The sequence below is a fragment of the Streptomyces sp. NBC_00691 genome, assembly GCF_036226665.1.
Taxonomy (GTDB): Bacteria; Actinomycetota; Actinomycetes; order Streptomycetales; family Streptomycetaceae; genus Streptomyces.
Map to the genome: position 1 here is coordinate 298,968 of NZ_CP109007.1, position 24,793 is coordinate 323,760.

Genomic DNA, 24,793 nt, shown 5'->3' on the forward strand with positions numbered 1-24,793 from the left:
GAAGGAGCCCCCGGTTGCGTGGAGAAGAGCGCCCGTCGGGGCAGCCGACCCCCTCTCACGGCGTGGCGGATTCTCCGGTCACGGCACCGGCACTCGCCGTCGCCCAAGCTCTGAACAGCGTGAGGGCCTCGGTCAGATTGCCGGGGCCACAAGCGATGTGGAACGCCTTCTCCGACGTCCGGACCACCACCCAGTCATGCTCACTCCGCATGACCCGCCGCTGGGGGTACTCCCGGTCCGCCAGGTCCGTACCCGCAAGATCGATCTTGACGGTCCAGCCCGGGTTGTCGAGGGTGTCGATCGCCACACCCCACTCGTGCTCCCAGTCACCATCGCATTGTGAGCCGTACCAGCTCTGCAACCAGTCGAGGACGTTCTCGGATTCAGCCATGGACGCAGGCTATGAGAACTGCCGGAGAGCCGAAGTGATGGGGAACCCAAGCGCCGATGGACCGAGGCGCCGGTGAACCTCGTCGGTCACCGCTCCGGGTACGCCGTGTACGTGTCCCGTGCGATCGAAGGAGCCGACTCCGCCCGGACGGCAAGACCATCGCGACCAACGGCGACGGCGAAGTCCTGCTCTGGAACGCCGCCACCGGCGCCCTCGCCGGCACGGTGGGCGGCGACTGGGAGGCAGTGACGGCCCTCGCGTTCAGCCCCGACGGAAAGGCCCTCGCCATCGGCGACGAGGACGGCGGACTCAGGGTGTGGGAGCCGGGGTCGGGCGGCTGTTCCTCTGGTCCACCAAGACCCGATCCGTCACCGGCGAGGCAGAGGTCGCCGAAGGACCGGGCTCCGTGCCGGTGGCCCTCAGCGCCGACTGGGAACGACTGGCCACGGCCGGCGACAACAACTCGGTACGGCTGTGGCCGTTCTCCCCCGGCAACCCGCCCGGGTACCTCCACACACCCACCGCCACACATTCCTCCGGCTGACCACGCGCCGCTGCCTTCCCACCGCTGACACCGCACCGGCGCTCTGCCACGTGGGCCTCAGGACATGGAGGCGAGCAGGCCGATCTCGGGGGCCAGGACGCCCGGCTGGGCGAGCGAGCGGAAGTCGGCCTCGACGGTGGCGAGGTCGAGGACACCCGCGCGGACCGCCCGGTACCTCACAGCGGACCACGCGAAGACATCGAGGTTGTCGAAGTCCGTTCCCTCTTCGATGACTTCCTCTTCGTGGAACCACACCGCGACCCGGCCATCGGTACGCATCACGTACAGGTTGCCACCGCCGTCGGCGCCGAGCGACCACACGTCGTCGTCGCTCAGCTCCGTGGCATAGTCGCTGTTCAGGAGGGCGCAGCCGTTGGCGGCGAAGTCGAAGGCGTACGACCAGTCGTGGACGTCGAGGCACTGCCGCATCACCCCCGAGCGGGCCTTGCGGTCGAACGCGGCCAGCGCCGTCGCGGCGCTCTGCGGGAGCCGGGTGAGGAACGGCTCGACCGGGCGGGTCGGGGCGGGTATCACGACCGGTGGCGCGTCCGGGAACCAGCGCGCCAGGTCCGCGTCAAGTCCTCGCTCCACGTACCCGGCCAATTGATCGACATGAAGTGACATGCGGTCAGGGTAGCCAGCTGGGCAGCGCCCACCGGCCACACACCGGTGACACCGCCACCCTGGCACGGCGGCTCGGCGAGGCGGCCGGCGAGACAGCCCTCCAATGGCAGGGTCAGCGGCCGGATCCGTCTGGCAGACCACGTTCGGAACCAGATCCGGAGGCCTGTCCCTGTGGCGGTTGCAGGGCGGTGGCCGCGTTCGCCACCGCGCGTGGCGGCCTCCCCGGCTGTCGCTCTTCTCCGGGACCGTGGGGGTCGCTGCCACGGACGCTCGGCGGTCTGCCACTCGCAGCGCGTGGGGCGGCGCCGCCTCCGGTCACACGGAACGGCGCAGTTGCTCCCGTACCCAGGTGGGGTCGGGGTTGGTGTGCGGCCGTCCCGCCACGACGACGGTCGGCACCGTCTCGTTGCCGTCGTTGGCCGCCCGCACGGCCGCCGCACCTTCCGGATCACGCCAGATGTCCACCCAGTACATCCGCCGGGCGTTGTGCCCCAGCCGGATGCGCAGGCGCAGGCAGAACACACAGCCCGGCCTCCAGAAGACGATCGGCCGGCCGTCCTCCTCGCTGCGACGCTGTGCCTCCACAGCGCCGATCGACCTCGGAAAGACCAGAGGGGAGTTCATCACAGCGAGCAACAGGAACAGCACGAGCAGTGCCACTGCCTCGCCGGGCCTCTCGTTACGGAACAGACCGATCGCGATGGCCGAGCCGCAGAGTGCGAGCAGTATCGGCAAAACCCACAGACGCATCATGAAACGCAGGCTATCGACCGTCCGGGACTCGCGTGCGGCGCCGTGGACCTCCTGACGTGTCCAGGGCGTCTACGACCTGCTACTCCCCGCACGCATGCGCTCTCGACGATCGGGCCTTCCGGTCCGCCGCACCTCGCAGGCCGGCACCGGGGACCGGTCCCGGGCGGCGGTGCCGGGGGTCCCGGGCGGCGGTGCCGGGGGTCGAGTCCAGGGGCGGAAGGTCGGAACCGTGCTCGGAGGCGCGTCAGCGGCGTGCGAGCTGCCGCTCGCCGTTGATGCCGGGCCGGTAGGCCAGACCGTAGTGATGGAACACCGCGGGCTCCTCCTCCGCGGGAAGGACGTCGTCCGTACCCATGGCCGGGCAGTCCTTGACGAGCGCCTTCCCGTAGGCGACCCGAACGTAGGCAGGCCCCACGACGGCGCCGTCGAGCGGGACGAAGACCAGGCGACGGCGGGTCGGCAGCCCGACCTCCACGGTCGCCATGGCGGGCTCGTCCGTGCTCGTGTCCACGTAGATCGCCTCCAGGGTGCCGATCTTGTGGCCGTCAGGGTCGACCACGTCCTGCATGCGCCACTCACGGATGTCGGCTGACTGAATCATCGGGGGCGTCCTCCGTCCGAACGCGGAGCCGGAGCCCTACGGCTGCGGTACCTCCCACACTGCCCCGGGCCATCCGTGCTCACCACCCGGCGGACCGGCCCGGTCCTCGGCCGGGTACCGGAAGTGAATCTTGCCCATAGGGTGTTGGCATGACGCTGAGCCGCATAACCCTCTCCTCTGGACGTTCGATCGAACTCACCGAACTGCGCATGTCTTCGAGCTATGGAGGGATGCTGGAGGGCTACCCGTGCAAGATCATCAATGACATGAGGGTCGGGGGCCTCCAGCGGCAGGCTGAGCTTGCGTTTCCCTCCAGGCCGGTTCACCTGGTTCCCCCCTCCCGCGAGTACCCGGACCAGACCCCCGGCGCCTTCGGCCCCGTTGAGGTACTTCCTGCCGTGGCCTGCATCGGGGCCCTCCGCTCGACAGCGGTCGCCTCTGAACTCGACCCGGTACTGCACCGTTCCGCTCTCATCGTGGTCTGGTTCCAGACCACCCTGGATGTCCCGTCGGGCGAGGACGCCGACCTTGGACTGCGCAGCATTCGCTGGGAGGAGCTGGCGCAGGACCACGCGCTCTAGCGACAGGTACCGATCAAGCCACCCGTCGACGGCCGCGACGAGGACGATCGCGCGCGGTCTCCGCGGAGGCGTACACCTTGTCGGCGCGGACACGCGAGGGGGCCGGACACGTGGCCGACCCGGCCCGATGCGGGGCGTCTGGCGCCCGGCGGCCGGCGGCCGGACGGCGGACCCGGATCTCGGTGCCCCGGATCCCGGCGCCGTCGACGATGCCGGTCCGCCCACTGCGCCGGAGTGGCCGATCACTTCGGCCAGTGTCCGCAGCCGGACGCCGGGGCCGTGGTCCCCGTCAGTAGTACCCGTGTCCCGTCGTCGCGACCAGGAAGCCGACGCCGATGCCGACCAGGGCCGTCGCGATGACGTACCCGGCAGGGGCCCGGGCTTCGCCCCCGGGCAGAGGGGCGAGCACGCCGGCCGTCCTGGTCTGCCACCACACGAAAGCCGCCATCAGGATGCCGGAGGCCAGAGGCAGGACGACCTCCTGGTTCGTGAAGTACGGAACAGCCCCGCCGACGGCCGCGATCGCGCCGAAGCCGAGCAGCACGCCGGGCACGTCGAACGGCGCACCGAGGCGGACCGTCCTGTCGCGCACCTGGGTCGCCGTACCGACCACGGCGACCAGCGCGAGGGGGACCACGACGAGCACGCACACCCTCCAGGCCAGGCTGTCGAGGAGCAACCAGCCCGCGAGCAGGCCGAGCGCCGGGCCGCTGCCCGCGACCATCACATGGATCCCGAAAGCCTTGCGTCGCTCTTCCCGGTCCGTGAAGGACGCGGATACGAGGAGGGGCGCGGACAAGGAGACCAGTGCGGCGAAGACGCCTTGAACCACGCGGGCCACGATGACCACGTCGTAGGAAGGTGCCGTCACGACGACCACGGCGGCCACCACGAATCCCACCAGGCCGGTCATCAGGGTCCTCTTGCGGCCCACGCGGTCCGCGAGGAGGCCGCCGAACAACAACGTCACGACGAAGGCGAGCACATAGAGGCTGGGCAGCAACTCCAGGTAGACCGTGGAAGTCACCTTCATTCTCGGGCCGAACCCGAGGTCGATGTAACCACCCATCCACATCGCCGCGGTGAAGGACGCAGCGTCGAACAGAACGGCGAACTGTGCCAGGGCGACCATCACCAGTCCCCGCCGGCGCCGAGGAAGAGGCACGCTCGGATCCGTGGGCCGGGCCGCGGCTGTGGGTGCGCCCCAAGCCCCGGGAGGTGTGCCCGGTGCCTGCGGCGCACCTCCCGGTGTCTGCGGCGCACCGAAGCCGGGCCCGGAACCGGAGTGCGCGGAGGCCGTCGGGGTGTAGGCGGGCCGCGGGGGCAGCGGCTGGGCGGGCCGGCCTCGCGGGTCCGGCACGACGGCGGGCCGGCCGGCGGGCAGAACGGGGGCGTAGTCCAGCAGATGGGCCGCACGACGCCCGAGTTGAGCCAGCACGGCGCCCGGCAGCCACTCGCCGGCCTGATCCGGCTCCGTGCGTTCGGCGACCTCCTGAGGAGTGGGCCGCTTGACCGGGTCCTTGTCGAGACAGGCGCGTACGAGCTCGACGAGCGTATCCGGTACGCCCGTCAGGTCCGCCTCTTCCTCGGCGATCCGGAAGAGGTGGGCGTTCAGGCCTGTCTCCGTAGCGCCGAACAGCAGCCGCCCCGTGGCTGCGTAGACGAGGAGCGCACCCAGGCAGAACACGTCCGAGGCCGGGGTGAGTTCGAGGCCGCGCACCTGCTCAGGCGACATGAAACCGGGTGAACCGATCAGCATGCCGGTGCGGGTGTGCAGGCTGTCTCCGGCCAGGCTGTCCATGGCCCGCGCGATGCCGAAGTCGATGACGCGTGGGCCGTCCACGGTGACCAGGACATTGGACGGCTTGAGGTCACGGTGGATCAGTCCCGCCTCGTGCACGGCTCGCAGGGCGAGCGCGAGGCGGTTGGCGAGGAGTCGGACCGACCGCTCCGGCAGGGGCCCGAAGTCCTGAGCCACGACGGTGCTCAGGTCGGGCCCGGGGATGTACTGGGTCGCCACCCACGGCACGACGGCCTCGGTGTCGGCGTCCAGGACATCCGCGGTCCAGTCACCCCCGACCCGTCTGGCCGCAGCGACCTCGCGGGCGAACCGGCGTCGGAACTCGGGGTGTTGGGCGTGTTCGGCCTGGACGACCTTGACGGCGACCGTACGACCGACGTCGGAGCGGCCCAGGTAGACCAGGCCCATGCCACCCGCACCGAGGCGGGCGATCAGTCGGTACGGCCCGATGTATGCGGGGTCCTCCCCCGTCAGCTGTTCCACGGTGGAGAATTCAGCCCCTCACGTGCGCGGGACCGCCGCCGTACGCCAGGGCGCCGATCTGCGGAGTGACGGACTTTGCGGCGTGGCCCATGCGGTGATCCCCCTGGAAAGGTCGCGAAGATCCCAAGGTAGAGCAACTGCCTGCGCACCGGCAGGGATTGGGCCTACAGGCGACCGCGACCCGACAGGGCGGGTCGGCACCCTTGGCCACGCGACGCTCGAACCGGCGGATGACCGGCTCTCGGAGCTTCCTGAGGCCGTGCGCCGATGGTCCTCTGCTTCCAGCGATGACCGGCCCGGCGTTGCGACGCGACTCGGCGAATCGCTGGTGATGGGGTGCGCAGGAAGCCGAGCAGATGGGGTGCGCAGCAAGCCGAGCACTCGTCAGTACTCGATCCGGCCAACCCTGTGCAGGGGGATTCCCCGCTTCCGGGGTGGGGCTGGCCTCCCTCCTGACCGGGGGACCGTCGGATGTGCCGGTGATCACCGGGTCCGTAGCGTCTTCGTCATGACCCAGACGACACCCCACACGACGCGCCGCTCTTCGAGTCAGGCCACGCCCCACCCCACGCTGCTCACCCGTCGGAGTCGGCCCGCGCGGCACCGGAGGGTGCGCCGGTCCCTCGCCGCCGCGACCGCCGTCGTCGTCACCGCCCTGGCCGCCGCTCCGGCGTTCGCCGCGTCCGAGGCCCGTCCCACGCGAGTCCCGGTCCCGGTCCAGCAGACCATCGGACGCGGGACCCTCGTCGGTGTCACCCCTGTCGGCGACCTGAGTCGGACCGAGGTGGCCGCGTTCCTCGAGGACGCCGGCATCGACGCGTCGACCGTGCGCCACGGCATACGGAGCTACCGGCTCACCTACCGAACGCTGACGCCACAGGGCACGCCGACGACCGCCACCGGCCTGCTGGTGCTCCCCAAGGGCGGCGAGCGGCGGCTCGACCTGGTGGCGGACACGCACGGCACGATGGTCCACCGCGACTACGCGCCGTCCGTCGCCGAGGACTTCGGCCTCTACGCGCCCTACCTGCACGCCTCTGCGGGCAGGGCCGTCGCCGCTCCGGACTACCTCGGGCTCGGCAAGGGCCCCGGCCTCCACCCGTACATGGACACCGCCTCCTCCGTCTCGGCCTCACTCGACATGCTGCGGGCCTCCAGGACCGCTGCCGCCTCGCTCGGCAGGCCGCTCACCGGGGACGTGTACGGCACCGGGTTCTCGCAGGGCGGCCAGGTGGCCATGGGACTCGGCCGCGAACTGGCACGCGGGGCGGACCGGCGCTTCCGGTTGCGGGCCCTCGCGCCGGTCGCCGGACCGTACGATCTGCAGGGCGCCGAGATTCCCGCCCTGCTCGACGGCCGGGTCAACGACATCAGCGGCGTCTTCTACATGGCGTACTTCCTCACCGCGCAGAACCGGCTCCATCCCGTCTACACCGACCCGGCCGAGGCCTTCCGGCAGCCGTACGCGGGATACGTGGAGCAGCTCTTCGACACCCGGCACACCGAGGAGGACATCGTCCCGAGACTCCCCGGGTCGGTGAAGGAGCTGCTCACCGACGAGTTCTACGACCGGCTGAGCCACCCGACGGGCGGCCTGCTGGCCGCACTCAAGGCACAGGACGGCACCTGCGACTGGAAGCCCGATGTTCCGGTACGGCTCCACACCGCGGCCGGCGACACGGACGTGGCGATCGCCAACTCCACCAGCTGCGCGGCCGACCTGGCCCGCAACGGCGTGCGGGCCCCCGTGATCGACCACGGAATGGCCGACCACAACGGCTCCTTCAAGCTCGCGGGCCCGGAGATCGTGCGATGGTTCGACAGACTGGCGCGCGGCTAGGAGCCGCTTGGGGCGAGAACCGGGGGCGGGAGCGCAGCGCGAGGGTGAACCGCGCCGTCGAACCGACCCCCGGGGGCGGCACGGCGAAATCGGCTCGCCGCGCCGGCGGACCAGATGACAGGGTGCGGCGCATGACGCCGCAGTATGAGATTCGTGCCGACTACGACGCTCGCACGATCGTGGTCTATCAGGCGTACTCGCCTGCCATCGCTGACGCGGCACTGCGGGCGGGTCGCTTCGTCGCGCCGTTCTCGTTCCACCGAATGACGTGGATCAAGCCGTCGTTCATGTGGCTGATGCACCGCAGCAACTGGGCCCGCAAGCCCGGCCAGGAACGTGTTCTCGCCGTGCGCATCACCCGGGAGGGGTGGGAGGAGGCGCTGTCCCAGGCCGTGTTGACGACCTCCGACCCGGCGGCGGTGGCCCAGGCGGCCGTGCATGTCCAGTGGGACCCGGAGCGCTCGCCGCGCGGAGCGGCACTGAATCACTACAGCATCCAGGTCGGCGTCGGCCGCCACTTGATCCGCGCGTTCACCGACGACTGGATCGTCAGCCTCACCGACCTCACCCCTCAGGTCCGCAAAGCCTCGGCACTGATACGAGCAGGGCAGGCCGCCAAGGCTCATCGGCTGTGTCCCGCCGAGCGGACCTACCCGACGCCGCGGGCACTGGAAGAAGGCGTTTCGCCAGGCAGGTGATGAGGACCTGGTGAGTGGCCGCCCCGGCGACGTACCACCCGGCCGGCCTCCCCTGGGTGGAGGCGCGAGTGGGGCCGCGCACTCGGCGGCAGACCGTCCGGCGAGAGGCCACGGGGTGCGCTCTCCGCCACGGTCGTAGAGTCTGCGACGGGCACTCACGGAGCGAATCCACACGATGCGGGGCGCAGCTCGATGTCTCACCGACACGGGTTGCCACTTCACACCGCCCCGAGTTCAGCGCCCCTGACGCCTACGCGCATCGAACCGGAGCAGCACCCGCGCCACACGCCACACGCCGGCAGCGGCACCCAGGACAGCCCCTGCCTTGAGCAGCACCTTCCCCGCGGGCTCGTCGACTCCGACGACCAGTGCCGGGACCAGGAGGACGCCGAAGACCATCGCGGCGAGCATGCAGGCCGTGACCAGGGCGAACATGATCTCGACCGTCATCGCGTCCTTCTCCCACCGCGACTCTCTCCCCATATCCATCCCGCCAGTCTCACATGACTCCTGGCCAGATACGGGATCTCCGTCACCGCACGTCACAGCCGAACTCGACCGTGCCGAACCGGTGTCAGGAGACCCGGTCGCGTCCGGGCGGGCCACTGGTCAGCCGCCCTGGCCCGCGCTGCCGATCGGGCCGACCTTCACCGGGGATCCGGGACCCTCCGTGACGGGCAGGGTCGCGGCGCCCGGCCAGGCGAGGGTGACCGTCTTCGTCTCGTTCGGCGGGGTGACCAGGAGGCCCGTGATGCGGGCGCCGGAGCCGCCCGTCCTGTTCACGGGGTAGCCGATGGCGAAGGCCACCGACTTCCCGCTCTTGAGAGTGACCGAGGTGCCTTTCACGCCGGTGCGCTTCGCGGACAGCGTGCCCGCGTTCGTCTTGAGGTCGACGCCCGCGTAGCCGGACACCACGCAGTCCCGGCCTCCACCGTTCTTCAGCTCCACGACGACGGTGCCGTCGGGGTCGCCCTCGATGGTGTTGTCCATCGCCGTGATCTCCAGATCATCGGTGCGGCACTTCCCGGTCTTGCCTGTCTCCCCCGTCGTGCCGCTCTCGCCCGACCCGGTCCCGGCTGAGGCGCCCTGCCCGCCGGAGCCCGTCCCTGCAGTGCCCGATCCCCCGGAGCCCTTACCTCCGGAGCCCTGGCCCCCCGAGGTCTGTCCGGCGGAGTCCGCCCCCTGGCCCTGCCCCTGCCCCTGACCCGCGTCAGCCTGGTCCCCACCGCCGGTCGAAGCGGACGGGCTGGAGGCCGACGGCGATCCGCCCTGCCCCTGGGCGTCGCCGTCGTTGCAGGCCGTCAGCGAGAGCCCCGCGACAACGACCAGGGCGGCGGTGAGGGTGAGCTTGTGAACGCGCATGGTTTCTTCCTCGGTGTCGGTGGGGGGCCCAGCTGCTCGGTACTCGGTAGGAGTCAGCGTTTCCTGAGGTCAAGACCCGTCTCGGCGCCAGGCCGTTCCGTCCAACCGCTGCGTGGTACAGCCCTGTTACACGCCCGGGCCCCGACCCTCCACCCTGACCAGGTGGGGCCTTCCCTTCCACCGCCCCCGCGCCCTGTCCCGTATCCGTCGTCTGGGACAGAGCCGTGACCCGACGCTCCTTGACCTCGGAGGGACCCACCGGTTGACCATCCGCTGTCGCCGGTCAGCGGGACGCGGTCGGCCGTGTCACCACGTGCGAAAAGACCCGCGCCGTCGGCGAGCACCTTCCGGGATACTCGACACCCATGAATGAGGTCGAGGTCGTCGTTGCCCACTCCGAGCGCGCGACCCTGCGCGTCGGCGACGTGTTCCTGAAGGTGGACGCCGATCAGGCGCGTCTCGACTCCGAGGTCGAGGCGATGTCCCGCGCTCCGGTCCCGACCCCGAAGGTCCTGTGGCGGAAGCCCTCCGTGCTCGCGATAGCCGCGCTCCCGGGGACGACGCTCGGCCGCCTCGGCGGACCATCGACCGGATCGTCGGCAGCGTGGGCCGCGGCGGGCGCCGCCATCAGGAAGCTGCACGACGCGCCGCTGCCGCCCCGGCCCGGCCGAGCCGGGCGGAGCACCATCGCGCTGACGGCGGAACTCGACGCCGAGTGCGAGCTGCTCGCGTCGAGAGGCCTCCTGCCCGCCGACCTCGTGACCCGTAACCGCCAGGTCTCCGAGGCCGCGCTCCGGCCGTGGAATCCGGCGTTCACACACGGCGACCTGCAGATCGCGCATGTCTTCGTCGACGGCGACGAGGTGACGGGGATCATCGACTGGTCCGAGGCGGGCCAGGGTGACGCTCTGTACGACCTCGCCACCTTCACGCTCGGACACGAGGAGCACCTCGACGACGTCCTCGCCGGCTATGGCACCGTCATCGACCTCGACGTGATCCGCGCATGGTGGTCCTTGCGAAGCCTGCTGGCAGTTCGCTGGCTGATCGAGCACGGCTTCGACCCCTTCGCGCCAGGCTGCGAGGTCGATGTACTGAGATCCCAGATGTGAGACTGAGCGCGTGTGCTCGATCCGTTTCGATGCGCCTTGACCGGGACCGCGACGAACGCAATCCTCTTCACTGCCTCAGTCGTTGTCGTCGAAGAGAATGCAGATCGATACCGGATACTTGGGCGACCACTTCTCCGTCACCGCGTCATACGCACGCGCATACCCGTTCTTCGCGGTTCCGGTACAGGGGGCACGGAGATTCGTGTTGACGTTGATCCAGCCACCGGCGAGCGAGGGGTGGTCTCTGGCCGTCACCCACTTCTTGAAATACACGGTGCCGTTGTTGTGCTTCACGGTGACGTAGACCTGGCCGTTCTCGGTGAAGCAGCCGCCCTCCACCTTCAGATCGCCGTCGAAGGCGTACGTCGACACCCACGGCGGAGTAGGGGCACAGTTCACCCCGGCGATCACGGCGTGATGACTCACCGACTTCGCTTGGGCCGACGCGATACCGGGAGCAGTGAGACTGATCGCCGCCGCCATGACAGTCGCCATCGTGGCAGTTGCGAGTCGACGGTTACCCAACGTGGAGTGAGCGAGGATACCCATGTGTGTTCCTCGTGGATTCATGGATTCGATGCCGCGTCGAATCCAGCTGTTCGGGCGTCAAGGAGGGCACGCCGAAACAGGTTTGGGTGTCCTCGTAGACTTGGGGCTCCGCCACGGTCGACCGAGTGACCATCGGGCGACAAGGTCCAGCTGGAGCCATGCATTCCTCCGATCAGTCTACTGAAAGCTGCGGAATGGTGGCAAATTGTGCACATGTTCCCTTGCCGGTCGATGATCGATTGAGCCCGACATGACGGCCGCTCGGCCCCAATGCGGCGAATGGGGCGCTTGCGCCCTCACACGAGAAGGCTCCTCAGGATTAGTACGTGTACCTCTGTCAGCCCCTGCAGCCGTACGCCGCGGTCACCTCCGCCAGTCCCTCCAGGCTGCCGTCGAAGCCTCCGCCCTCGCCCAGGCGGGCGACCAGGAGCACCCGGGCCGGCACACCGGCGGCCGCGTACGCGGCGAGCCGGTGATGGCCGTCCAGGACCGCGCCGACCAGCCAGCGCTCCTCGTGCTGGGCCTCCACGTACCGGTCGTCGATCCAGCCGAGGACCACGGCTGCGGGTCGCTCCCCCGCTGCGATGGCGGCCGCGTACCGGGTGACGGTCGCCGGTTCGAGCGCCTCCGGCGGCTGTGAGGGCAGGAAGGCGCCGTACGAGAACGGCACCCGGCCGCCTGGAACGGGCGCGGTCAGCTGGAAGTGCGGGACGCCGGGCCAGTGGTCCTCGGGACGGTCGCCGACGTGTCCGACGTCGTCGCCGTCCGCCTCCGCCCGGGCCACCGCGCGGCGGTACCACCACGACTGGGCCGGCTCGGACACTCGTTCCAGCGGGATGTCCAGCAGGAGGGCACGGTAGTGACCGGTCTCCAACTCGCCCAGCACAGGACTCCATTCGGCGAGCACCGCGGCATCGAGCCGGTCCAGACCGGCCGACCGGGCGCGCATGCGGGCCGCGATCCGGCTCGCCTCGCCGTCCGGCCAGTCCAGCAAGGTGAGGCCCAGCTCGCACGTGTCGCAGATCGAACCGACCCGGTACAGCGACTTCCCGTCGAACGTCAGGGAACGGTTCCAGCGCGGCCAGGAGGAGCCGGGCGACGGCGGGTCGAAGGTGACCCGGATCCGACCCGCGCCCCCGTCGACGGAGAACCGGGCCCGCGCACCGGACTCGACGACGAGATCCCGGACCACCACCGGCGCGTGCTCGGTCTGACCGTCGGCCCAGGCGGCGCGTACAGCCGCCGCGTACGCGGCGCCGCTCGCCCGCTCGGGCAGGAGGGGGTCGCGTCCGGTGAGCCGTACGAGCGCGTGGTGGACGTCGTACACCCGCTCCTCGCCGCTCTCGGCCAACCACCGAAGCAGGTACGGCACGGCGGCGCGATCGCCCATCAGCTCCAGGGCGACGACGAAGGCGGTGTGGTCGAGCCCGGTCACCTCGGACAGCCGGGCGGCGATCGGGGCCGTCCACTCGCGGCCACCGAGGCGGCCCAGCGCCAGGGCGGAGCGACAGCGCACGGCAGGTGTGTCGAGGAGTGCGCCGAGGCGCGGGGCGAAGGACGCGTCGCCGGAGAGGCCCATGGCGTCGACGAGTTCGGGAGTGGGCAGGCCGCCGGCACGAGCATCGCTCCCAGCGGATGCCGTGGCCTCCGCGTACGTGCGCAGCAGTTCTGCGGGCAACCGCAGCCGGCGTGCCACGGTGGCCTTCAGCAGGTCCCGGCGGTCATCAGCGGCGAACGCGGGCTCGGCGAACAACCGGAGCAGGACCTCGTCGCCGGTCTCGCCGAGCCCCTGGAGGAGCCAGGCGAGATCGGGGCGGAAGGCGGCCGCGTCCGTGTCCGACCGGTACAACTCCTCGACCGCCTCGGCGAGACCGTCCGGCCGCTCCGTGCTCAAGGCGTGCAGCGCGATCCACGGGTCTCCGGCGCTCAGAGCGGCGCGCAGACGTGCCCGTACCGTGTCGTGATCCCCCATACGGACAGTATCGGCCACGAGTGGTCGGCGGCGTCGGCGGGTGGACGCCGGACGGGGCCAGGGAGCCGGCCATGAGGCCTGGGGCTCCGCTCGGCTCGTCCCGTTGCCTCCCGCGCGGGCGGTGCGCGTGGGCAGCCTTCCCTGATGGCTCCTCAGAACCTGCGGTCGAGACACCGGGTTCATAGGGTGGTGACGGGGCCGCGTACAAGACCGCGGCCCCGTCGGTCGGCACCGGTCCCTGAACCCCCGAGCAGGGACCGGTGCCCTCCGGGGCCGTCTCGGTGGCAGCAGCGGTTGGTGCACCTCTGTGTCCTGCGCCCGGGGTGGCCGTGTCCGGGGTGCCCGGGAGCCCACGGCAGTGTCCCGGGCGTCGGCCGGCGAACGACGCGTCAACCGGTACGCCGACACGCTCTACGCGTGTGCACGGCAGAATCCGCGAACCGCTGCCGTGAAGGCTTCCGGCGCCTCCAGGTTGCTCATGTGGCCCACCTCGGGGATCACCACCAGCTCGGCATGTGCGATGGCGTCCTGGAAGGCGTAGGCGACGTCCAGCGGGGAGCGGGCGTCCTCCTCGCCCCACAGCAGGAGGGTCGGCACCGTGATCCGGGGCAGCAGGTCCCTCTCGTCCGCCTCGGCCATCAGCGAGAGCTGCGCGGCCATGGTCTCCGGCCGGACGTCTCGGCTCATGGCGTCCAGCATCGCCGTGAAGCGCTCCGGCGGGCCGGCTGCGTAGAGTCCGGGCAGCGTCGGGTCGAACTCCTCCCGGGGTGCCGCGAGCATCCGCCGTGCCCCCTCGACCCGCGCCGCGACCTCCTGTGGGGGCAGCGAGCCCTTCCATCCGGCGTACGTGTCCACCATCAGCAGCGACCGCACCAGATCCGGCCGCCACCGGTACAGCTCCAGGACCACTGTCCCGCCCCACGACAGCCCCGCGACCTGCGCGGGCCCCAGCCCTACATCCTCGATCACGGCGGCGAGGGCACGCGCGAAGTCCTCCAGCCGGAAACCGTCCGGCACCGCACCGGACCGCCCTGACCCCGGCTCGTCCCAGGCCACCACCGTGAACTCGTCCGCCAACGCCTCGATCTGCGGTTGCCACATCCGCGCGTCGAGCCCGGTCCCATGAGCGAACACCACGACCGGACCCCGGCCCTGCCGCGTATAGGCGACATCGACTCCGTCAACCCGCACCACCGCCATACCCCCAAGCTAAGGCGTGCGCCCCGGACCGGCGAGACCAGCCCGTGCCACGTGGCACGCGCCTGGGACGTGTGAGGGTTCGAGGTTCCTCGAATCCCCTTCGGCAGCTGCGCGGTACTGGTGGGGGCGCGGACGATCGTGGAGCCGGCCGCAGCCGACCGGTCCAGCCCCCTCAGCCCCGCCCCTTCAGCCCCGCCCCGCCGGCACTGACACCGACACGCCCACAACCGGTGGGGGCTACCTGTGGCTCGACTCCGCCTCTGAGGTCAAGGTCACCGGCACCGCGGCCCGCACGGCTGTCGACCCGGGCGGGCATCGGCACCGTCAGGGGCGATCGCGACGCCGTGTGCGGCGTGCTCTCCTGACCCGGCGGGGCCTGGGGTGCGGCAGACGCCGAGGCCTACGGGGCCGTCTTCACGCAGGACCCCACGTCTGGCTCCACTGCCGTCGAGCAGGGATTCCGGGCCGCTCAACCGAGCCTGCTCCCACCCCGCCGGCCCGGTGACGTCGCATCGGGGTGGTTCAGGGACGCGTGCCCGTCGGCGCGAAGGCAAGGCCCGTCGGTGTGTTCAGGCCGGTGGCCGGGAGGGTGGTCTGGCCGCCGCCCGTCTCCCGGACGCGGACCACTCGGTTGTTGAAGCCGTCGGCGATGTACAGGCTGCCGCAGCCGTCGAGCGCGAGGCCCAGCGGGCTGCTGAGGCCGCTGGTCGGGACGGTGGTCTGGCCGCCGCCCCGCGCGATCCTCACGACGCGGTTGTTGCCGCTGTCGGCGATGTAGAGGTCCCCCGCGGCGCCGAGTGCCAGTCCGGTGGGCTGCGAGAGGCCGACGGTGGCGATCGTGGACTGGCCGCTCCCGTCACCGGCCACCTTGACGACGCGGTCGTTGACGAAGTCGGAGACGTACAGGTTCCCGGCCTCGTCCAGAGCCAGGCCCCAGGGGTGGAGCAACCCTGAGGTCGGTACGGTCGTCTGGGTGCCGTCGGCCACGGACACCTTCACGATCCGGTCGTTGAAGCTGTCGGCGACGTAGAGACTCCCCGCCCGGTCCAGGGCGAGCCCGAGGGGCCGCGACAGGCCGTCGGTGGGGACGGTCGTCTGGCCGCCGCCCTCCGCGAGCCTCACCACGCGGTTGTTGCCGGTGTCCGACACGTAGAGCCGACCCGCCGCGTCACCGACGATGCCCGTCGGACGTACGAGACCCTCGAAGGGCACGGACATCTGATCGCCGCCCCTCACGGGCAGGCGGACGACCCGGTTGTTGCCGTAGTCGGACACGTACAGGGGCGCATGCGTGGAGGGCCGGCCGTCCTGCGGAGGGGTTGCGCCCGCCGTCGTGGGGAGCGTGCACAGCGCCACGAGACCCACCGCGGCGACGAGCCGACGGCCCCATCGGCGCGAGGGGCACACCTTCGCGCGTGCGGGCGCGAGCGTCACCGTTCCGGATCCGGCCCTCGTACGACCCACCATGACTTCCCTTCAGATCTGAGCGGCCGACTCACCGCCGCACCTCTTCCGACCATAGGAAGCGGCACCGCCGCATACCGGAACCACGCCGCCCGCCCCGCCTCAGGCCACCCCAACGTCCCAGGCGCAGGCCTCATGAAGGCGTCGTCCTGGACACGCACGACGCTCCCCCTCAAGGACCCCGGGCGCGCCAGGCCCTCAGTCGTCCGCGCGTACGCCGGGCCGTGATCGGCGCGGAACAGCCTTAGGCTGGGGCTATGAACCGCACCGATCGCCTGTACGCGCTGGTCGAGGAGCTGCGCGCGGTGGCGCCCAGGCCGCGCAGCGCCCCGTGGCTGGCCCGGCGGTTCGAGGTCAGCGTGCGCACCGTGGAACGGGATCTCGAGGCGTTGAGGCAGTCGGGACTGCCCATCCGCAGTGACGCCGGCCGGGCCGGCGGCTACAGCCTTGACCGGGACCGTACGCTGCCGCCCGTGACGCTCAGCGCCGCCGAGGCTCTCGCCGTCAGCGTCGCGCTTCGTACGGCGGCGTCCACTCCGTTCGCGGCAGCAGCGCACCGCGCAGGTCAGAAGGTGCTGGCCGTGCTCCCCGCCGACGTACGACAGCGCGAGGAAGCGCTCGCACGGCAGGTCTACCGGGTCGGGGATCACTCGCCTGACGGGAGCGACAAGTTGAGCGAGATCATCGTCGACGCGGTGATCTCCGGCCAGGTCCTGCACCTCACCTATACGGACCGGGCAGGCGCGGCGACAACGCGCGACGTCGAGCCGTTGGGGCTCCTGTGGGGGCCGAAGGGCTGGTATCTGGCGGCGTGGTGCCGGCTGCGGTCAGCGGTCCGCGGCTTCCAGCTCGACCGGATCACGTCGTTGGAACCGTCGGACGAACAGGTGGCGTCCCGGGAGCCTCAGTGGCGGGCCGAGCTGAGGCGCCTGGACGCCGAACCATTCACTCTGTGATCTGAAACACCGACAGGACGGTGTCGCCAGGGGCCGCGATGCTGTTCGGCATGGACAACGAGAAGCGCATGATCACGTGGTGCCGCATGTGGAACGAGGACCCCTCCCTGGCGTACGGCCTGATGTCCGACGACTGCGTGCAGTGGTCGGACCACGGGGCCAGTCTGGACACGGTGGTCGGCCCCGAGGAGCAAGAACGGTTCGTCACCGCGTATCGCGCGCGGCACGTGAACATCTTCAGCCCCCGGGTGCTCGCCGACGCCGGTGATCGGTTCGCCTACCTGTGGGATGTGAGAAAGGCCGACGGTCAGGTGCTGACGGGTATCGACGTCAACGTCCTCGAGGACGGCCGCATACGGGAGAACTGGACGTTCGTGGCGGAGCGACGTTGTGAGCGGCCCGATCCGGAACCCGGAGGAGCGGGAGCGGTGGGAGGGGCTGGAGGGGTACGGGGGGCTCACCCTGCCGCGATCGAGCGCCTGTGCCAGCGCTGGGTCCAGCTTCGCAACGGACGGGCCGAGCTGGCCACGGACCTGGTGACGGGCGACTTCCACCTTTTCTCGGGCACCGGACCGGAGGGCGACGCACACGGCCCGGCCGAGCTGGCCGACCTGATCGAACGGCAGGCCAAGACCGACGGCCCGACCGCGCGCACGATCCACCGGGAGCCCGTCGTCGACCTCGTGCGGGGGTACGCGGCGATCCTGTGGACGGCGGAAGGCAGGGGTGACGGTGCGTCTGTCGGCGGCGTCGACCTCCTGACGGTTCGCTCCGACCGGGTCACACGCGCGTGGTCCCTGACGGGCACTCGTCCCTTCCGGTACTGAGGCGTGCGCCCGCCTCTCTTGGTGGGCGCGCATGAGAGCCACGACGGTGTGTCCGCGCCGGGAGGCGATCATCCCGGAGCCGTGGGGACGGGGACCCCGATGTGGTCCGGTCAGAGTGGCTCGCATGGGGAAGTCACGTGCCGGGATGTCTCGTACCGGGAGGCCCCCCAGGAGGCCTCGCGCCGAGAAGGGGGGCCGGTGTGGCGGGGTGGGGCGTCGTCCGCTTCCTTCGACGCTCCGCTCCCGCCGTGCCGTCAGTCCGCAGCCGGCCGGAGGAAGTCCGTCCCGACGGACCGGGCTGTGTCCTCGACCGCGTCGCGGTTCTTGTCCGCAGCCGTGAACAGCGTCAGGCCGACGCTGCCCTTGTCGCCCCACACGCACATCGCTCGCAGTGTGCCGCTGGCCACCTCGGTGAACCTGAGGCACTGCATCCAGGCCCCGTGGGGGCCGGCCGCGGCCCGCCAGGTGTCGTGGATGGTGCCGACCTCTTCCGTCTCCTTGGGGAAGAGCCCACCGTCGTACACGTACGACTCCCGCATCTCGTGGAAGTCCCCGGTCGTCACGGCCACCAGGTACTCGGCCGCGGCGTCGGCAGGAGCGTCCTCGGCGATGTACAGGCGGGCCGTCGAATCCGTCAGCTCGCCGTCGGGCATGGCAGCGAACGGGTCGAACTCCTCACGCAGGTCGAAGCCCTGCAGGCCCTGGAAGGTGTCGTGGGCGACGATGTCGTAGCGGGGATGGGCGAGGGAGGAGGTGTACGACGCGACGCCCACGGCCAGCAGGAGCGCGATTCCGGCTCCCGCGAAGGCGTACTCGCGAGGAGTGACGCGGGGCACGGGCGGGAGTTCCGGCGCCCCGAATCCTTCGGACCCAGCACTCGCTTCGGCCGCGACGGCTGCGACCATCCGCTCGGCGGCCCGCTCGCGGGCGGCCCGCAGTTGCCTGCGGAGGCTGAGGAACGGCAGGCCCAGCAGCAGCCCCACTCCCGCCGCCACGCCGAACGGCATCGCAGGCAGGACGGTGATACGCAGAACGATCAGCCCGGCGACGACCACACCTGTGGCGAAGCGGTATTCGAGACCGCGGCGCAGCAACAGGGGTAGCCAGGACCGACCGGTTTCGGCCAGGGAGGCCGTCGTCTCGGCGAGGACGGCCAGCCGCAGGTCGTGCGGGGCCGCGGCGGCCCACTGCGCGGCCTGAGCGGCGGCAGCCTGGGGCGTGGGGGCGTCCGCGAGGGCACGGGCCGCGTCGAACGACTGCACCCGGCGCACCGAGTCACTGTCCTTGGCACTCGTGGAAACGGAGCTGCCCGCGGTCTCCACTCGCACCAACTCCGTTGAATCCGGGGCTAGTTCGCGCAGACGGGCGAGGAGTACGGGACCGACCCCGGGCATGCCGTCCCGGCCGGTCCAGCGCGTCGGTGCGGGTGCAGAGTTCCGCGTACCCGGCGAGCAGGCCTACGTCGTCCGGGAAGGCGTCGAGGCCTTCGCGGAAGACGCGCTCGGCCGCGTCGTCATGGTCGTCGTCGTCCTCGGCCATATGGGCGCGGGCGAGGGACAGGAAAAGTCCGGCGTCGCGCCCGTCGGCTTCAAGCGCGGTCCGTGCGACAGCCCGCGCCTCGGCCGCTCGGCCGACGGCGACGAGTGCATCGATCCGCCCCCGCACGTCGTCACGCACGTCGTCACGTACGTCCTCTTTGTTGTTGTTCACGAGTCCCCACCCTTGGTACAGCAAGCCGGACGAACACGGCCGCGGCTGTCACTATCACCCGTACCGGAACCCTGGGTCAACCGGAAAAAGACTGCCCTGACCTGCCCTGACCTGCTCTTTTACCGCCCAACAGGATGCAATCGGACGTACTTCGAGCCCTGCCCGGACTCCGGAGCTTCTTGAAGCCAGGCGTCAGGATGACGGGCGCGGCTGCGGGCGGGACGTTCCCGGGAGGCAGGTGACCGCCGGGTTGTACGTGGTGAACTGGCCCTGGGGATTCTTCTTCCACAGCCAGAGGTGCAAGGCGTAGTGGACGGGCTGGCCCGGGAAGTTGCCGCGGTTGGGTCCCTTGAAGGGCATCCCGAACATGCTCGGTCGGTCGTCGTCCGTCGTGAGGTTCTGGTCGCGGTCGTAGACCATCCATTGCACTCCGACGAGACGCTTGCCTCCCTTGCTGTCGTCCTCGTAGAAGAGGGCGGTGGGCTTCGCAGGGTCCGTCGAGTTGTCGTACGCGTGGTTGAAGTGCGGGTAGCCGAGCGCGCCCGTGCCACCCGCACGGTCGAAGACGCAGTACTGATCGGGCTTGTAACCGGCCCGCACGCCGTTCGCGTGCTCCTGGTACGGAGCGGTCACCCGGTAGGTGACCGCCTTGTCCGCCGCTGCCCTGCCGGGCTCGGGTCCAACGACGGCGACGGCGACATCGGCATCGGCGACGGCGGGCGCCAGGGCGAGCGCGGTGGCGCCGGCCAGGACCAGGGCGAGCGTGCGGGCCATACTCGGACTCCTCAACGACGGCGGGGCTCGGATGCTCCACTAGTCCTTCCCCCACCCGCCTCACCCGTCCCACGGACGGTCCGGACGGAGGACACCCGACCGCACGGTCCAGGGCTCACCAGCTGCCTGGGGTGGCACCGCGAAAGTTCGCCGACGGCCTCATCGGCCCCGGCGGTGCACGGGGCCGCCACCTCGGCGGGCGCGTGGGGGGCGCTGGCTTCGGCGCGCGGCGGACACGTCGTCGGCGTCGGTCGGCTGCGGGGAGGAGAACGTGGCCTGAACAGCCGCCGGCGGCGCGGTCTTGGCGGGCGCGGGGACGGAACCACCGGGCGGCGTGGCGGCGCCAGGAAGGACTGTGGCGTTGACGATGTGCGGAGCGCACGCCTGGCAGACCTCGGTCAGGGTCCACACGTCGCCCACGGCTCGGTTGTGGACGAGGATCAGCAGGATCCGCCCCGTGCAGGTGGTTCTGGTGGTGTGGTGGCGGCATTCCGCCGCTCCGCAGGCGCAGGCGGCATGGGGGCGGGGGGTGGCGGATCGTGCGTGGGCGTGGACGTGCTGGTGCGCGAAGCGGCGCAGAGCGTTGATGTCCTTGGAGCGTGGGGGCATCCGGCAGGCCTTGGTGCTGCAGGCCACAGTGGCGGAATGGTCAGGATGTCCGGTCAGGTGGACGGTCCAGGTTCTGCCCGGCGGGCGTGATCCGGGGAGACTGCTCACTTCGTGGGTCCGTTCGATCGGGGGTGTGATGCTCTGGTCTTACCCTCCCGCGGCGTGCGGGTCACGTCGGTGTCGGCGGCCGCAGAGCCGTAGGGATATTCATAGCCGGGAAGGTCGATGCTGACCACCATCAACTCATACGACGTCGCCGACATCTCCGGGCCGTCCGGCATCACGTACTTTCCGCACGTACGAGGCGTCCACCTGTAGGACTCCCTCGCGACCTACTCTCCACCGCGGGAGTCCCCGAGAGCACGTGCTTCCCTCCCCTCGGCTTTGAGGACGACAACCTCGCCCGACGGGCTTTCGTTGCGAGCGTCAAGGCGTCCTGCGGCGGGGTCGGCGCCACGAGCTCTACCGGCCCGACAAGGGCGCGGTCTCCTGGAGCGGCGGTGATCTCGCCCGGCGGACCCCGCCGCGGTCTGGGGCCCTCGGGTTGCCCACGACCGGCGGCTTTGGGCCCCTGCTCGGCCGGCATCGGCGGCGCCAGTCGGCCTCGATCCTGGCGACAGGAGGAGCGCGGTCATGGAGGTGGCCTGGTCGACCCCGAGCGACATCGGCGCCTCGGGGCACACCGCACGCTCCGCCTCGCCGCCGGGCGCCGGATCACCGCCTGGCCGATCGCCTGGTCACAGGAGGCGGCGCTTCAAGGGGATGACTCACTCCTCGCTTCCGTGAGTGAGAACGAGCGAGCGCCGGGCGTGCCAGGCGAGGGAGTCGGAGATGCCCTGTTCCACGGAGAGGACCGGTTCCCAGCCGAGGAGTTCTCCGGCGAGGGTGATGTCGGGGTAGGCGCCCGCGTTGTCGCCGGGCCGGCGGCCGACGGTCTCGTGGGCGAGCGGCTGACCGGTGACCTTCTCGAAGGCCTCGATGAGCTCGAGCACGGTCGTGCCGGTGCCCGAACCCAGGTTGATGACGCGGTACGGCCCGCCGCCGTCCGCGTCGTTGGAAGTGATGGTGTCGAAGCGACGGACGGCCGCGATGTGGCCGCGAGCCAGGTCGTGGACGTGGACGTAGTCACGGATGCCGGTGCCGTCCCGGGTCTCCCAGTCGGTGCCGGTGACGGGGAAGGGACGCCCGGCGTGGTAGGCGTCGATCATGACGCCGAGCGCGTGGGTGGGCTTCATGACCTGGAGACCGGACCGGAACTCCGGGTCACAGCCGATCGGGTTGAAGTAGCGCAGGGAGATGGCGCGCAGCGGCGTCCCGGCGGTGATGTCCTCCAGCGCGTTCTCGAAGTGCGCTTTCGTCCGGGCGTAGGGGCTCATGGGGTTGAGCGGCGACGTCTCGGTGATGCCCTGCCCGGGCTCGTAGATCGCGGCGGAGGAGGAGAAGAGGTAGCGCTCGCAGCCGTTGCGGAGCAGGTGTCCGAGGAGCGCGAGGCCCTTGGAGACGTTCTCGGTGTAGTAGTAGAGGGGGTTCGCGACCGACTCGGGAACGACGATCTTCGCGGCGCAGCCGATGGTGGCGTCGATGTCGGGGTGGTCGGCGAAGATCTGGTCGATCACGTCGCCGTCGGCGATGTCCCCGCGGTACCAGGTCCGGCCCTCCACGAACTCGCTGCGGCCGGTCGCCAGGTCGTCCAGGATCACGACGTCGATGCCGTCGTCCAGGCAGGCGGAGGCGATGGTCGAGCCGATGAATCCGGCGCCGCCGGTGATCAGGACCTTCATGAGGTGTCTCCCCAGTTGCACACGGAACTTGTAGAACCTGTACGCGGAACTTGTACGCGGACGTGGTCGCGCACCCGGCCTGCCGGGCCGAGCGGCTGCCAGGGAGAAGACACTAACAGCGCCATTGCGGCGCATTTCGGGGTTCACGGTGAAGGCACCCGTTCTGGACGCCGGACCTTCGGAAGCAGCCGACCGGCCGACCGGCCCCGACGGGCCCGCCTTCAGGGCCGCTCTCCGCGCCTGTTCACGGCGGCGTCCGCGCCGGCGAGCCGGCCGACGGAATCGGGGATCGGCGCTTTGATCCGTCTCGGTCGGAGCTCCCAGCACGGTCAGCCGTGGAGGAAGGCATCGACTTCGGAGAAGGGGGCTGCTGTGTCGGGTGTGAAACGCCTGATCTCTCCCCGGAAGGAGCGGACCTCCAGCCAACTCCGGGTCGTCGCAGTCGGGAGCGCGTGCAGGAGCGCCTTGAGATCGGTGGATCCGAAGACCTTGAAGGTCCGCGTCCGCCCGTAGTGGGACGGTTCGACATCGAACCTGAGGTCGACCGTCGGGTGCGGCTGACGGCTCCAGTCGCTGTAAGGCAGTCCACCGTGACCGTGGATACGCGCGTCGACGAGGACTTCCGGATCCGCGTCGCCGATCTCGCAGTCGAAGACCGGGAAGGCTGTCGCGACGCGAGCGGCGATGGCTGGAAACGCGATGCAGGTCTGGCCGAGTGCCGGCGCGCAGAACAAGGCGTGACTGAAGGGCCCCACCGGCTCGGGCAGCCGCACCTTGTGGTGGGACCGCCCGTCGAAGGGCAGATCACGCTGAGTGCCGAGGAAGGTCAGGAAGGACGACACGGTCGCGGGGTCGTGGCTGTCTGCGCGTACGGTGAAGTGAACGGCGCTACGCCCCTGGTCCCGCAGGACGAAGTACTCGTGAAACCTCACCGGGTGGTCCGGGGTGTGGCTGCGGCGGTACGTCTCCTCGAAGCCATCGACCGGCAGATACTCCGGGACGGTGGCATGCGGCCGGGTGCTTGCCTTGATCACGTCGAGGACCGGCGTCTGCTGGTCGGGTTCGACGGTGCCGATCGGCGCCTCGACCTCGACCTCGACCTCGACGAAGCCCTTGCGCAGCCATTCATCGATCTTGCGCCTGGCGTGGCGACGGGCGTGCTCCTCGTCGTTCAGCGTCGACGTGCTCGCCTTGCCGCTGGTGCCTGTCGCGCCCCAGCGGAGGAAGCAGCGGATGCCTTCCTGGCGAATCTCCCGATACTGGGTCTTGGCCCCCTGCGGGAGCTCGAACCGACGTCGGCCCGTCACCATGTCCTCCAGCAGACTGTGAACCCGGGGACAGCGCCGTACGTCTCCAGGGCCGTCCTCCGGCCGACACATTATCCCGTGAGTGCTCGCTCTCCGGGTCCTGGACGACGAGCAGGGCGGACCGTCAGGTCTGCGGACTGTCCAGGGGATCCGACGCGGCGGCGGCCGGTTCCGCGAGGCGGAACAGTTTCTCGGAGGTACCGAGCTTGCCGGTCAGGCGAATGACTCGGCCGAGCCCTCTCGGCATGATCCTGACGCGCATGGTCACCTTGGCGTCGACGGGAGCGCCCAGGGGCGCGTCGACGAGCAGCCGCAGTTCCTCGTTGACGTGGAGGAATTCCTGGTCCGAGGCTCTGAAGTCCCAGTAGGCAGTGGTGAATCCGACGCCCGAGGAGGTGATCCGGGGGCAGTAGACCGTCCTGCGCCGGGTGATCTGAGGCGTCAGTTCCGCGCCGACGAGTGAACTCGCCACCTGGAAGGTGAGACCGGCGCCCATCGTCGTTTCGATCTCGACCGGATGCTCTCCGTCGACGAGTACCGGCGACATGTCCGCCACGACGGTTCCTCGCGAAGCTGAGAGGTCGACGACGAGTCGGGACCAGCGCACGACGGATTCAGGGTGCGTCTGGATCACGAAGATCAACGGCACGTCGTAACCGCTGCGGCCGGGAAGGGAATCCTCCACCTGGCGGACCGGACCGAGGGCGAGCCCGATACGGGTCGCCCGGCGCAGCAGCGTGATCGTCGCCTCGTCGATCGGCGCCAGTTGCCGGTCGGGCTCGTGTTCCTCCACGACCGGCTCGACCATGTCGAGCAGCTCGTACCCTTCGGGGAGTTCCGTGTGCGTCCGCATG

Annotated in this window: 25 protein-coding genes and 1 pseudogene; 8 read left to right on the top strand and 18 right to left on the bottom strand. The window is 70.5% G+C overall.

Annotated elements, in window-relative coordinates:
* Positions 1-55: 55 nt before the first annotated feature.
* Complete coding sequence (locus tag OG392_RS01440) at positions 56-391, bottom strand: immunity 53 family protein (RefSeq protein ID WP_329274579.1); 336 nt, start codon at positions 389-391, stop codon at positions 56-58.
* A 56-nt stretch (positions 392-447) separates the two neighbouring features.
* Here OG392_RS01440 and OG392_RS01445 point away from each other — a divergent pair.
* Positions 448-672: pseudogene (locus tag OG392_RS01445) on the top strand (WD40 repeat domain-containing protein); the annotation flags it as partial.
* Between the two features lie 35 nt (positions 673-707).
* Positions 708-935, top strand: a complete 228-nt coding sequence (locus OG392_RS01450) for a hypothetical protein (protein WP_329287684.1) — start codon at positions 708-710, stop codon at positions 933-935.
* A gap of 57 nt (positions 936-992) precedes the next feature.
* Here OG392_RS01450 and OG392_RS01455 read toward each other — a convergent pair whose 3' ends face one another.
* The 3 genes from OG392_RS01455 to OG392_RS01465 form a co-directional block, all read right to left on the bottom strand.
* Entirely contained in the window at positions 993-1,559 is a 567-nt protein-coding gene (locus tag OG392_RS01455) for a hypothetical protein (RefSeq protein ID WP_329274582.1), read from the bottom strand.
* 315 nt (positions 1,560-1,874) lie between these two features.
* Positions 1,875-2,312: a glutaredoxin domain-containing protein gene (locus OG392_RS01460; RefSeq protein ID WP_329274584.1), complete on the bottom strand. Its 438-nt coding sequence runs from the start codon at positions 2,310-2,312 to the stop codon at positions 1,875-1,877.
* Between the two features lie 244 nt (positions 2,313-2,556).
* Entirely contained in the window at positions 2,557-2,913 is a 357-nt protein-coding gene (locus tag OG392_RS01465) for a PRC-barrel domain-containing protein (protein WP_329274585.1), read from the bottom strand.
* Positions 2,914-3,062: 149 nt separating this feature from the next.
* On the opposite strand from OG392_RS01465, the gene OG392_RS01470 reads away from it, so the two are divergent.
* Positions 3,063-3,494: a hypothetical protein gene (locus tag OG392_RS01470; protein WP_329274588.1), complete on the top strand. Its 432-nt coding sequence runs from the start codon at positions 3,063-3,065 to the stop codon at positions 3,492-3,494.
* A 289-nt stretch (positions 3,495-3,783) separates the two neighbouring features.
* On the opposite strand, the gene OG392_RS01475 is transcribed toward OG392_RS01470, so the two are convergent.
* Positions 3,784-5,778: an MFS transporter gene (locus OG392_RS01475; protein ID WP_329274590.1), complete on the bottom strand. Its 1,995-nt coding sequence runs from the start codon at positions 5,776-5,778 to the stop codon at positions 3,784-3,786.
* Positions 5,779-6,286: 508 nt separating this feature from the next.
* Here OG392_RS01475 and OG392_RS01480 point away from each other — a divergent pair.
* Together OG392_RS01480 and OG392_RS01485 are read left to right on the top strand one after the other, a co-directional pair.
* Positions 6,287-7,618, top strand: a complete 1,332-nt coding sequence (locus tag OG392_RS01480; RefSeq protein ID WP_329274593.1) for an alpha/beta hydrolase — start codon at positions 6,287-6,289, stop codon at positions 7,616-7,618.
* A gap of 131 nt (positions 7,619-7,749) precedes the next feature.
* Entirely contained in the window at positions 7,750-8,316 is a 567-nt protein-coding gene (locus OG392_RS01485; RefSeq protein WP_329274595.1) for a DUF4291 domain-containing protein, read from the top strand.
* 234 nt (positions 8,317-8,550) lie between these two features.
* Here OG392_RS01485 and OG392_RS01490 read toward each other — a convergent pair whose 3' ends face one another.
* Both OG392_RS01490 and OG392_RS01495 read right to left on the bottom strand, forming a co-directional pair.
* A complete protein-coding gene (locus OG392_RS01490) occupies positions 8,551-8,805 on the bottom strand; it encodes a DUF6332 family protein (RefSeq protein ID WP_329274598.1) in 255 nt (84 codons plus the stop codon).
* A 120-nt stretch (positions 8,806-8,925) separates the two neighbouring features.
* Positions 8,926-9,678, bottom strand: a complete 753-nt coding sequence (locus OG392_RS01495) for a DUF4232 domain-containing protein (RefSeq protein ID WP_329274601.1) — start codon at positions 9,676-9,678, stop codon at positions 8,926-8,928.
* Between the two features lie 365 nt (positions 9,679-10,043).
* Here OG392_RS01495 and OG392_RS01500 point away from each other — a divergent pair, with 365 nt between their 5' ends.
* Positions 10,044-10,790: a phosphotransferase family protein gene (locus OG392_RS01500; RefSeq protein ID WP_329274603.1), complete on the top strand. Its 747-nt coding sequence runs from the start codon at positions 10,044-10,046 to the stop codon at positions 10,788-10,790.
* 75 nt (positions 10,791-10,865) lie between these two features.
* Here the strand turns inward: OG392_RS01500 and OG392_RS01505 are convergent, their stop codons facing one another.
* From OG392_RS01505 to OG392_RS01520, 4 genes are all read right to left on the bottom strand, one after another.
* Positions 10,866-11,339, bottom strand: a complete 474-nt coding sequence (locus OG392_RS01505; RefSeq protein ID WP_329274606.1) for a hypothetical protein — start codon at positions 11,337-11,339, stop codon at positions 10,866-10,868.
* A 337-nt stretch (positions 11,340-11,676) separates the two neighbouring features.
* On the bottom strand, positions 11,677-13,311 hold the full coding sequence (locus OG392_RS01510) for a hypothetical protein (RefSeq protein WP_329274608.1): 1,635 nt from the start codon (positions 13,309-13,311) through the stop codon (positions 11,677-11,679).
* A 411-nt stretch (positions 13,312-13,722) separates the two neighbouring features.
* Positions 13,723-14,448 carry an alpha/beta fold hydrolase gene (locus tag OG392_RS01515; RefSeq protein ID WP_329274611.1) on the bottom strand — a complete coding sequence of 242 codons (726 nt, stop codon included), beginning with the start codon at positions 14,446-14,448 and terminating at the stop codon, positions 13,723-13,725.
* Between the two features lie 585 nt (positions 14,449-15,033).
* Positions 15,034-15,978 carry a virginiamycin B lyase family protein gene (locus OG392_RS01520; protein ID WP_329274614.1) on the bottom strand — a complete coding sequence of 315 codons (945 nt, stop codon included), beginning with the start codon at positions 15,976-15,978 and terminating at the stop codon, positions 15,034-15,036.
* Between the two features lie 254 nt (positions 15,979-16,232).
* Here OG392_RS01520 and OG392_RS01525 point away from each other — a divergent pair, with 254 nt between their 5' ends.
* The gene (locus tag OG392_RS01525) at positions 16,233-16,931 is read left to right on the top strand and encodes a helix-turn-helix transcriptional regulator (RefSeq protein WP_329274616.1); all 699 of its coding nucleotides are present in this window, start codon (positions 16,233-16,235) and stop codon (positions 16,929-16,931) included.
* Positions 16,932-16,981: 50 nt separating this feature from the next.
* Positions 16,982-17,758, top strand: coding sequence for a hypothetical protein (locus tag OG392_RS01530; RefSeq protein ID WP_329274618.1), 777 nt, complete (start codon positions 16,982-16,984; stop codon positions 17,756-17,758).
* Positions 17,759-18,012: 254 nt separating this feature from the next.
* On the opposite strand, the gene OG392_RS01535 is transcribed toward OG392_RS01530, so the two are convergent.
* From OG392_RS01535 to OG392_RS01565, 7 genes are all read right to left on the bottom strand, one after another.
* A complete protein-coding gene (locus OG392_RS01535; RefSeq protein ID WP_329274620.1) occupies positions 18,013-19,029 on the bottom strand; it encodes a hypothetical protein in 1,017 nt (338 codons plus the stop codon).
* Positions 19,030-19,033: 4 nt separating this feature from the next.
* Positions 19,034-19,468 carry a hypothetical protein gene (locus OG392_RS01540; protein ID WP_329274622.1) on the bottom strand — a complete coding sequence of 145 codons (435 nt, stop codon included), beginning with the start codon at positions 19,466-19,468 and terminating at the stop codon, positions 19,034-19,036.
* Positions 19,469-19,660: 192 nt separating this feature from the next.
* Positions 19,661-20,242: a hypothetical protein gene (locus tag OG392_RS01545; protein ID WP_329274624.1), complete on the bottom strand. Its 582-nt coding sequence runs from the start codon at positions 20,240-20,242 to the stop codon at positions 19,661-19,663.
* A gap of 159 nt (positions 20,243-20,401) precedes the next feature.
* The gene (locus tag OG392_RS01550) at positions 20,402-20,851 is read right to left on the bottom strand and encodes a hypothetical protein (RefSeq protein ID WP_329274626.1); all 450 of its coding nucleotides are present in this window, start codon (positions 20,849-20,851) and stop codon (positions 20,402-20,404) included.
* 767 nt (positions 20,852-21,618) lie between these two features.
* Positions 21,619-22,632, bottom strand: a complete 1,014-nt coding sequence (gene galE, locus OG392_RS01555; RefSeq protein ID WP_329274627.1) for a UDP-glucose 4-epimerase GalE — start codon at positions 22,630-22,632, stop codon at positions 21,619-21,621.
* 329 nt (positions 22,633-22,961) lie between these two features.
* A complete protein-coding gene (locus OG392_RS01560) occupies positions 22,962-23,942 on the bottom strand; it encodes a WGR domain-containing protein (RefSeq protein ID WP_329274628.1) in 981 nt (326 codons plus the stop codon).
* Positions 23,943-24,063: 121 nt separating this feature from the next.
* On the bottom strand, positions 24,064-24,792 hold the full coding sequence (locus OG392_RS01565; RefSeq protein ID WP_329274630.1) for a hypothetical protein: 729 nt from the start codon (positions 24,790-24,792) through the stop codon (positions 24,064-24,066).
* Between the last annotated feature and the right edge of the window lies 1 nt (position 24,793).

Bases quoted from the DNA above. Each gene is read 5' to 3' on its own strand.
- OG392_RS01530 (WP_329274618.1), top strand. From the start codon at position 16,982: ATGGACAACGAGAAGCGCATGATCACGTGGTGCCGCATGTGGAACGAG.
- OG392_RS01505 (WP_329274606.1), bottom strand. From the start codon at position 11,339: ATGGGTATCCTCGCTCACTCCACGTTGGGTAACCGTCGACTCGCAACT.
- OG392_RS01485 (WP_329274595.1), top strand. From the start codon at position 7,750: ATGACGCCGCAGTATGAGATTCGTGCCGACTACGACGCTCGCACGATC.
- OG392_RS01500 (WP_329274603.1), top strand. From the start codon at position 10,044: ATGAATGAGGTCGAGGTCGTCGTTGCCCACTCCGAGCGCGCGACCCTG.
- OG392_RS01565 (WP_329274630.1), bottom strand. From the start codon at position 24,792: ATGCGGACGCACACGGAACTCCCCGAAGGGTACGAGCTGCTCGACATG.
- OG392_RS01545 (WP_329274624.1), bottom strand. From the start codon at position 20,242: ATGGCCCGCACGCTCGCCCTGGTCCTGGCCGGCGCCACCGCGCTCGCC.
- OG392_RS01455 (WP_329274582.1), bottom strand. From the start codon at position 1,559: ATGTCACTTCATGTCGATCAATTGGCCGGGTACGTGGAGCGAGGACTT.
- OG392_RS01440 (WP_329274579.1), bottom strand. From the start codon at position 391: ATGGCTGAATCCGAGAACGTCCTCGACTGGTTGCAGAGCTGGTACGGC.
- OG392_RS01510 (WP_329274608.1), bottom strand. From the start codon at position 13,311: ATGGGGGATCACGACACGGTACGGGCACGTCTGCGCGCCGCTCTGAGC.
- galE (WP_329274627.1), bottom strand. From the start codon at position 22,632: ATGAAGGTCCTGATCACCGGCGGCGCCGGATTCATCGGCTCGACCATC.
- OG392_RS01470 (WP_329274588.1), top strand. From the start codon at position 3,063: ATGACGCTGAGCCGCATAACCCTCTCCTCTGGACGTTCGATCGAACTC.
- OG392_RS01550 (WP_329274626.1), bottom strand. From the start codon at position 20,851: ATGCCCCCACGCTCCAAGGACATCAACGCTCTGCGCCGCTTCGCGCAC.
- OG392_RS01495 (WP_329274601.1), bottom strand. From the start codon at position 9,678: ATGCGCGTTCACAAGCTCACCCTCACCGCCGCCCTGGTCGTTGTCGCG.
- OG392_RS01560 (WP_329274628.1), bottom strand. From the start codon at position 23,942: ATGGTGACGGGCCGACGTCGGTTCGAGCTCCCGCAGGGGGCCAAGACC.
- OG392_RS01520 (WP_329274614.1), bottom strand. From the start codon at position 15,978: ATGGTGGGTCGTACGAGGGCCGGATCCGGAACGGTGACGCTCGCGCCC.
- OG392_RS01465 (WP_329274585.1), bottom strand. From the start codon at position 2,913: ATGATTCAGTCAGCCGACATCCGTGAGTGGCGCATGCAGGACGTGGTC.
- OG392_RS01525 (WP_329274616.1), top strand. From the start codon at position 16,233: ATGAACCGCACCGATCGCCTGTACGCGCTGGTCGAGGAGCTGCGCGCG.
- OG392_RS01460 (WP_329274584.1), bottom strand. From the start codon at position 2,312: ATGATGCGTCTGTGGGTTTTGCCGATACTGCTCGCACTCTGCGGCTCG.
- OG392_RS01490 (WP_329274598.1), bottom strand. From the start codon at position 8,805: ATGGATATGGGGAGAGAGTCGCGGTGGGAGAAGGACGCGATGACGGTC.
- OG392_RS01480 (WP_329274593.1), top strand. From the start codon at position 6,287: ATGACCCAGACGACACCCCACACGACGCGCCGCTCTTCGAGTCAGGCC.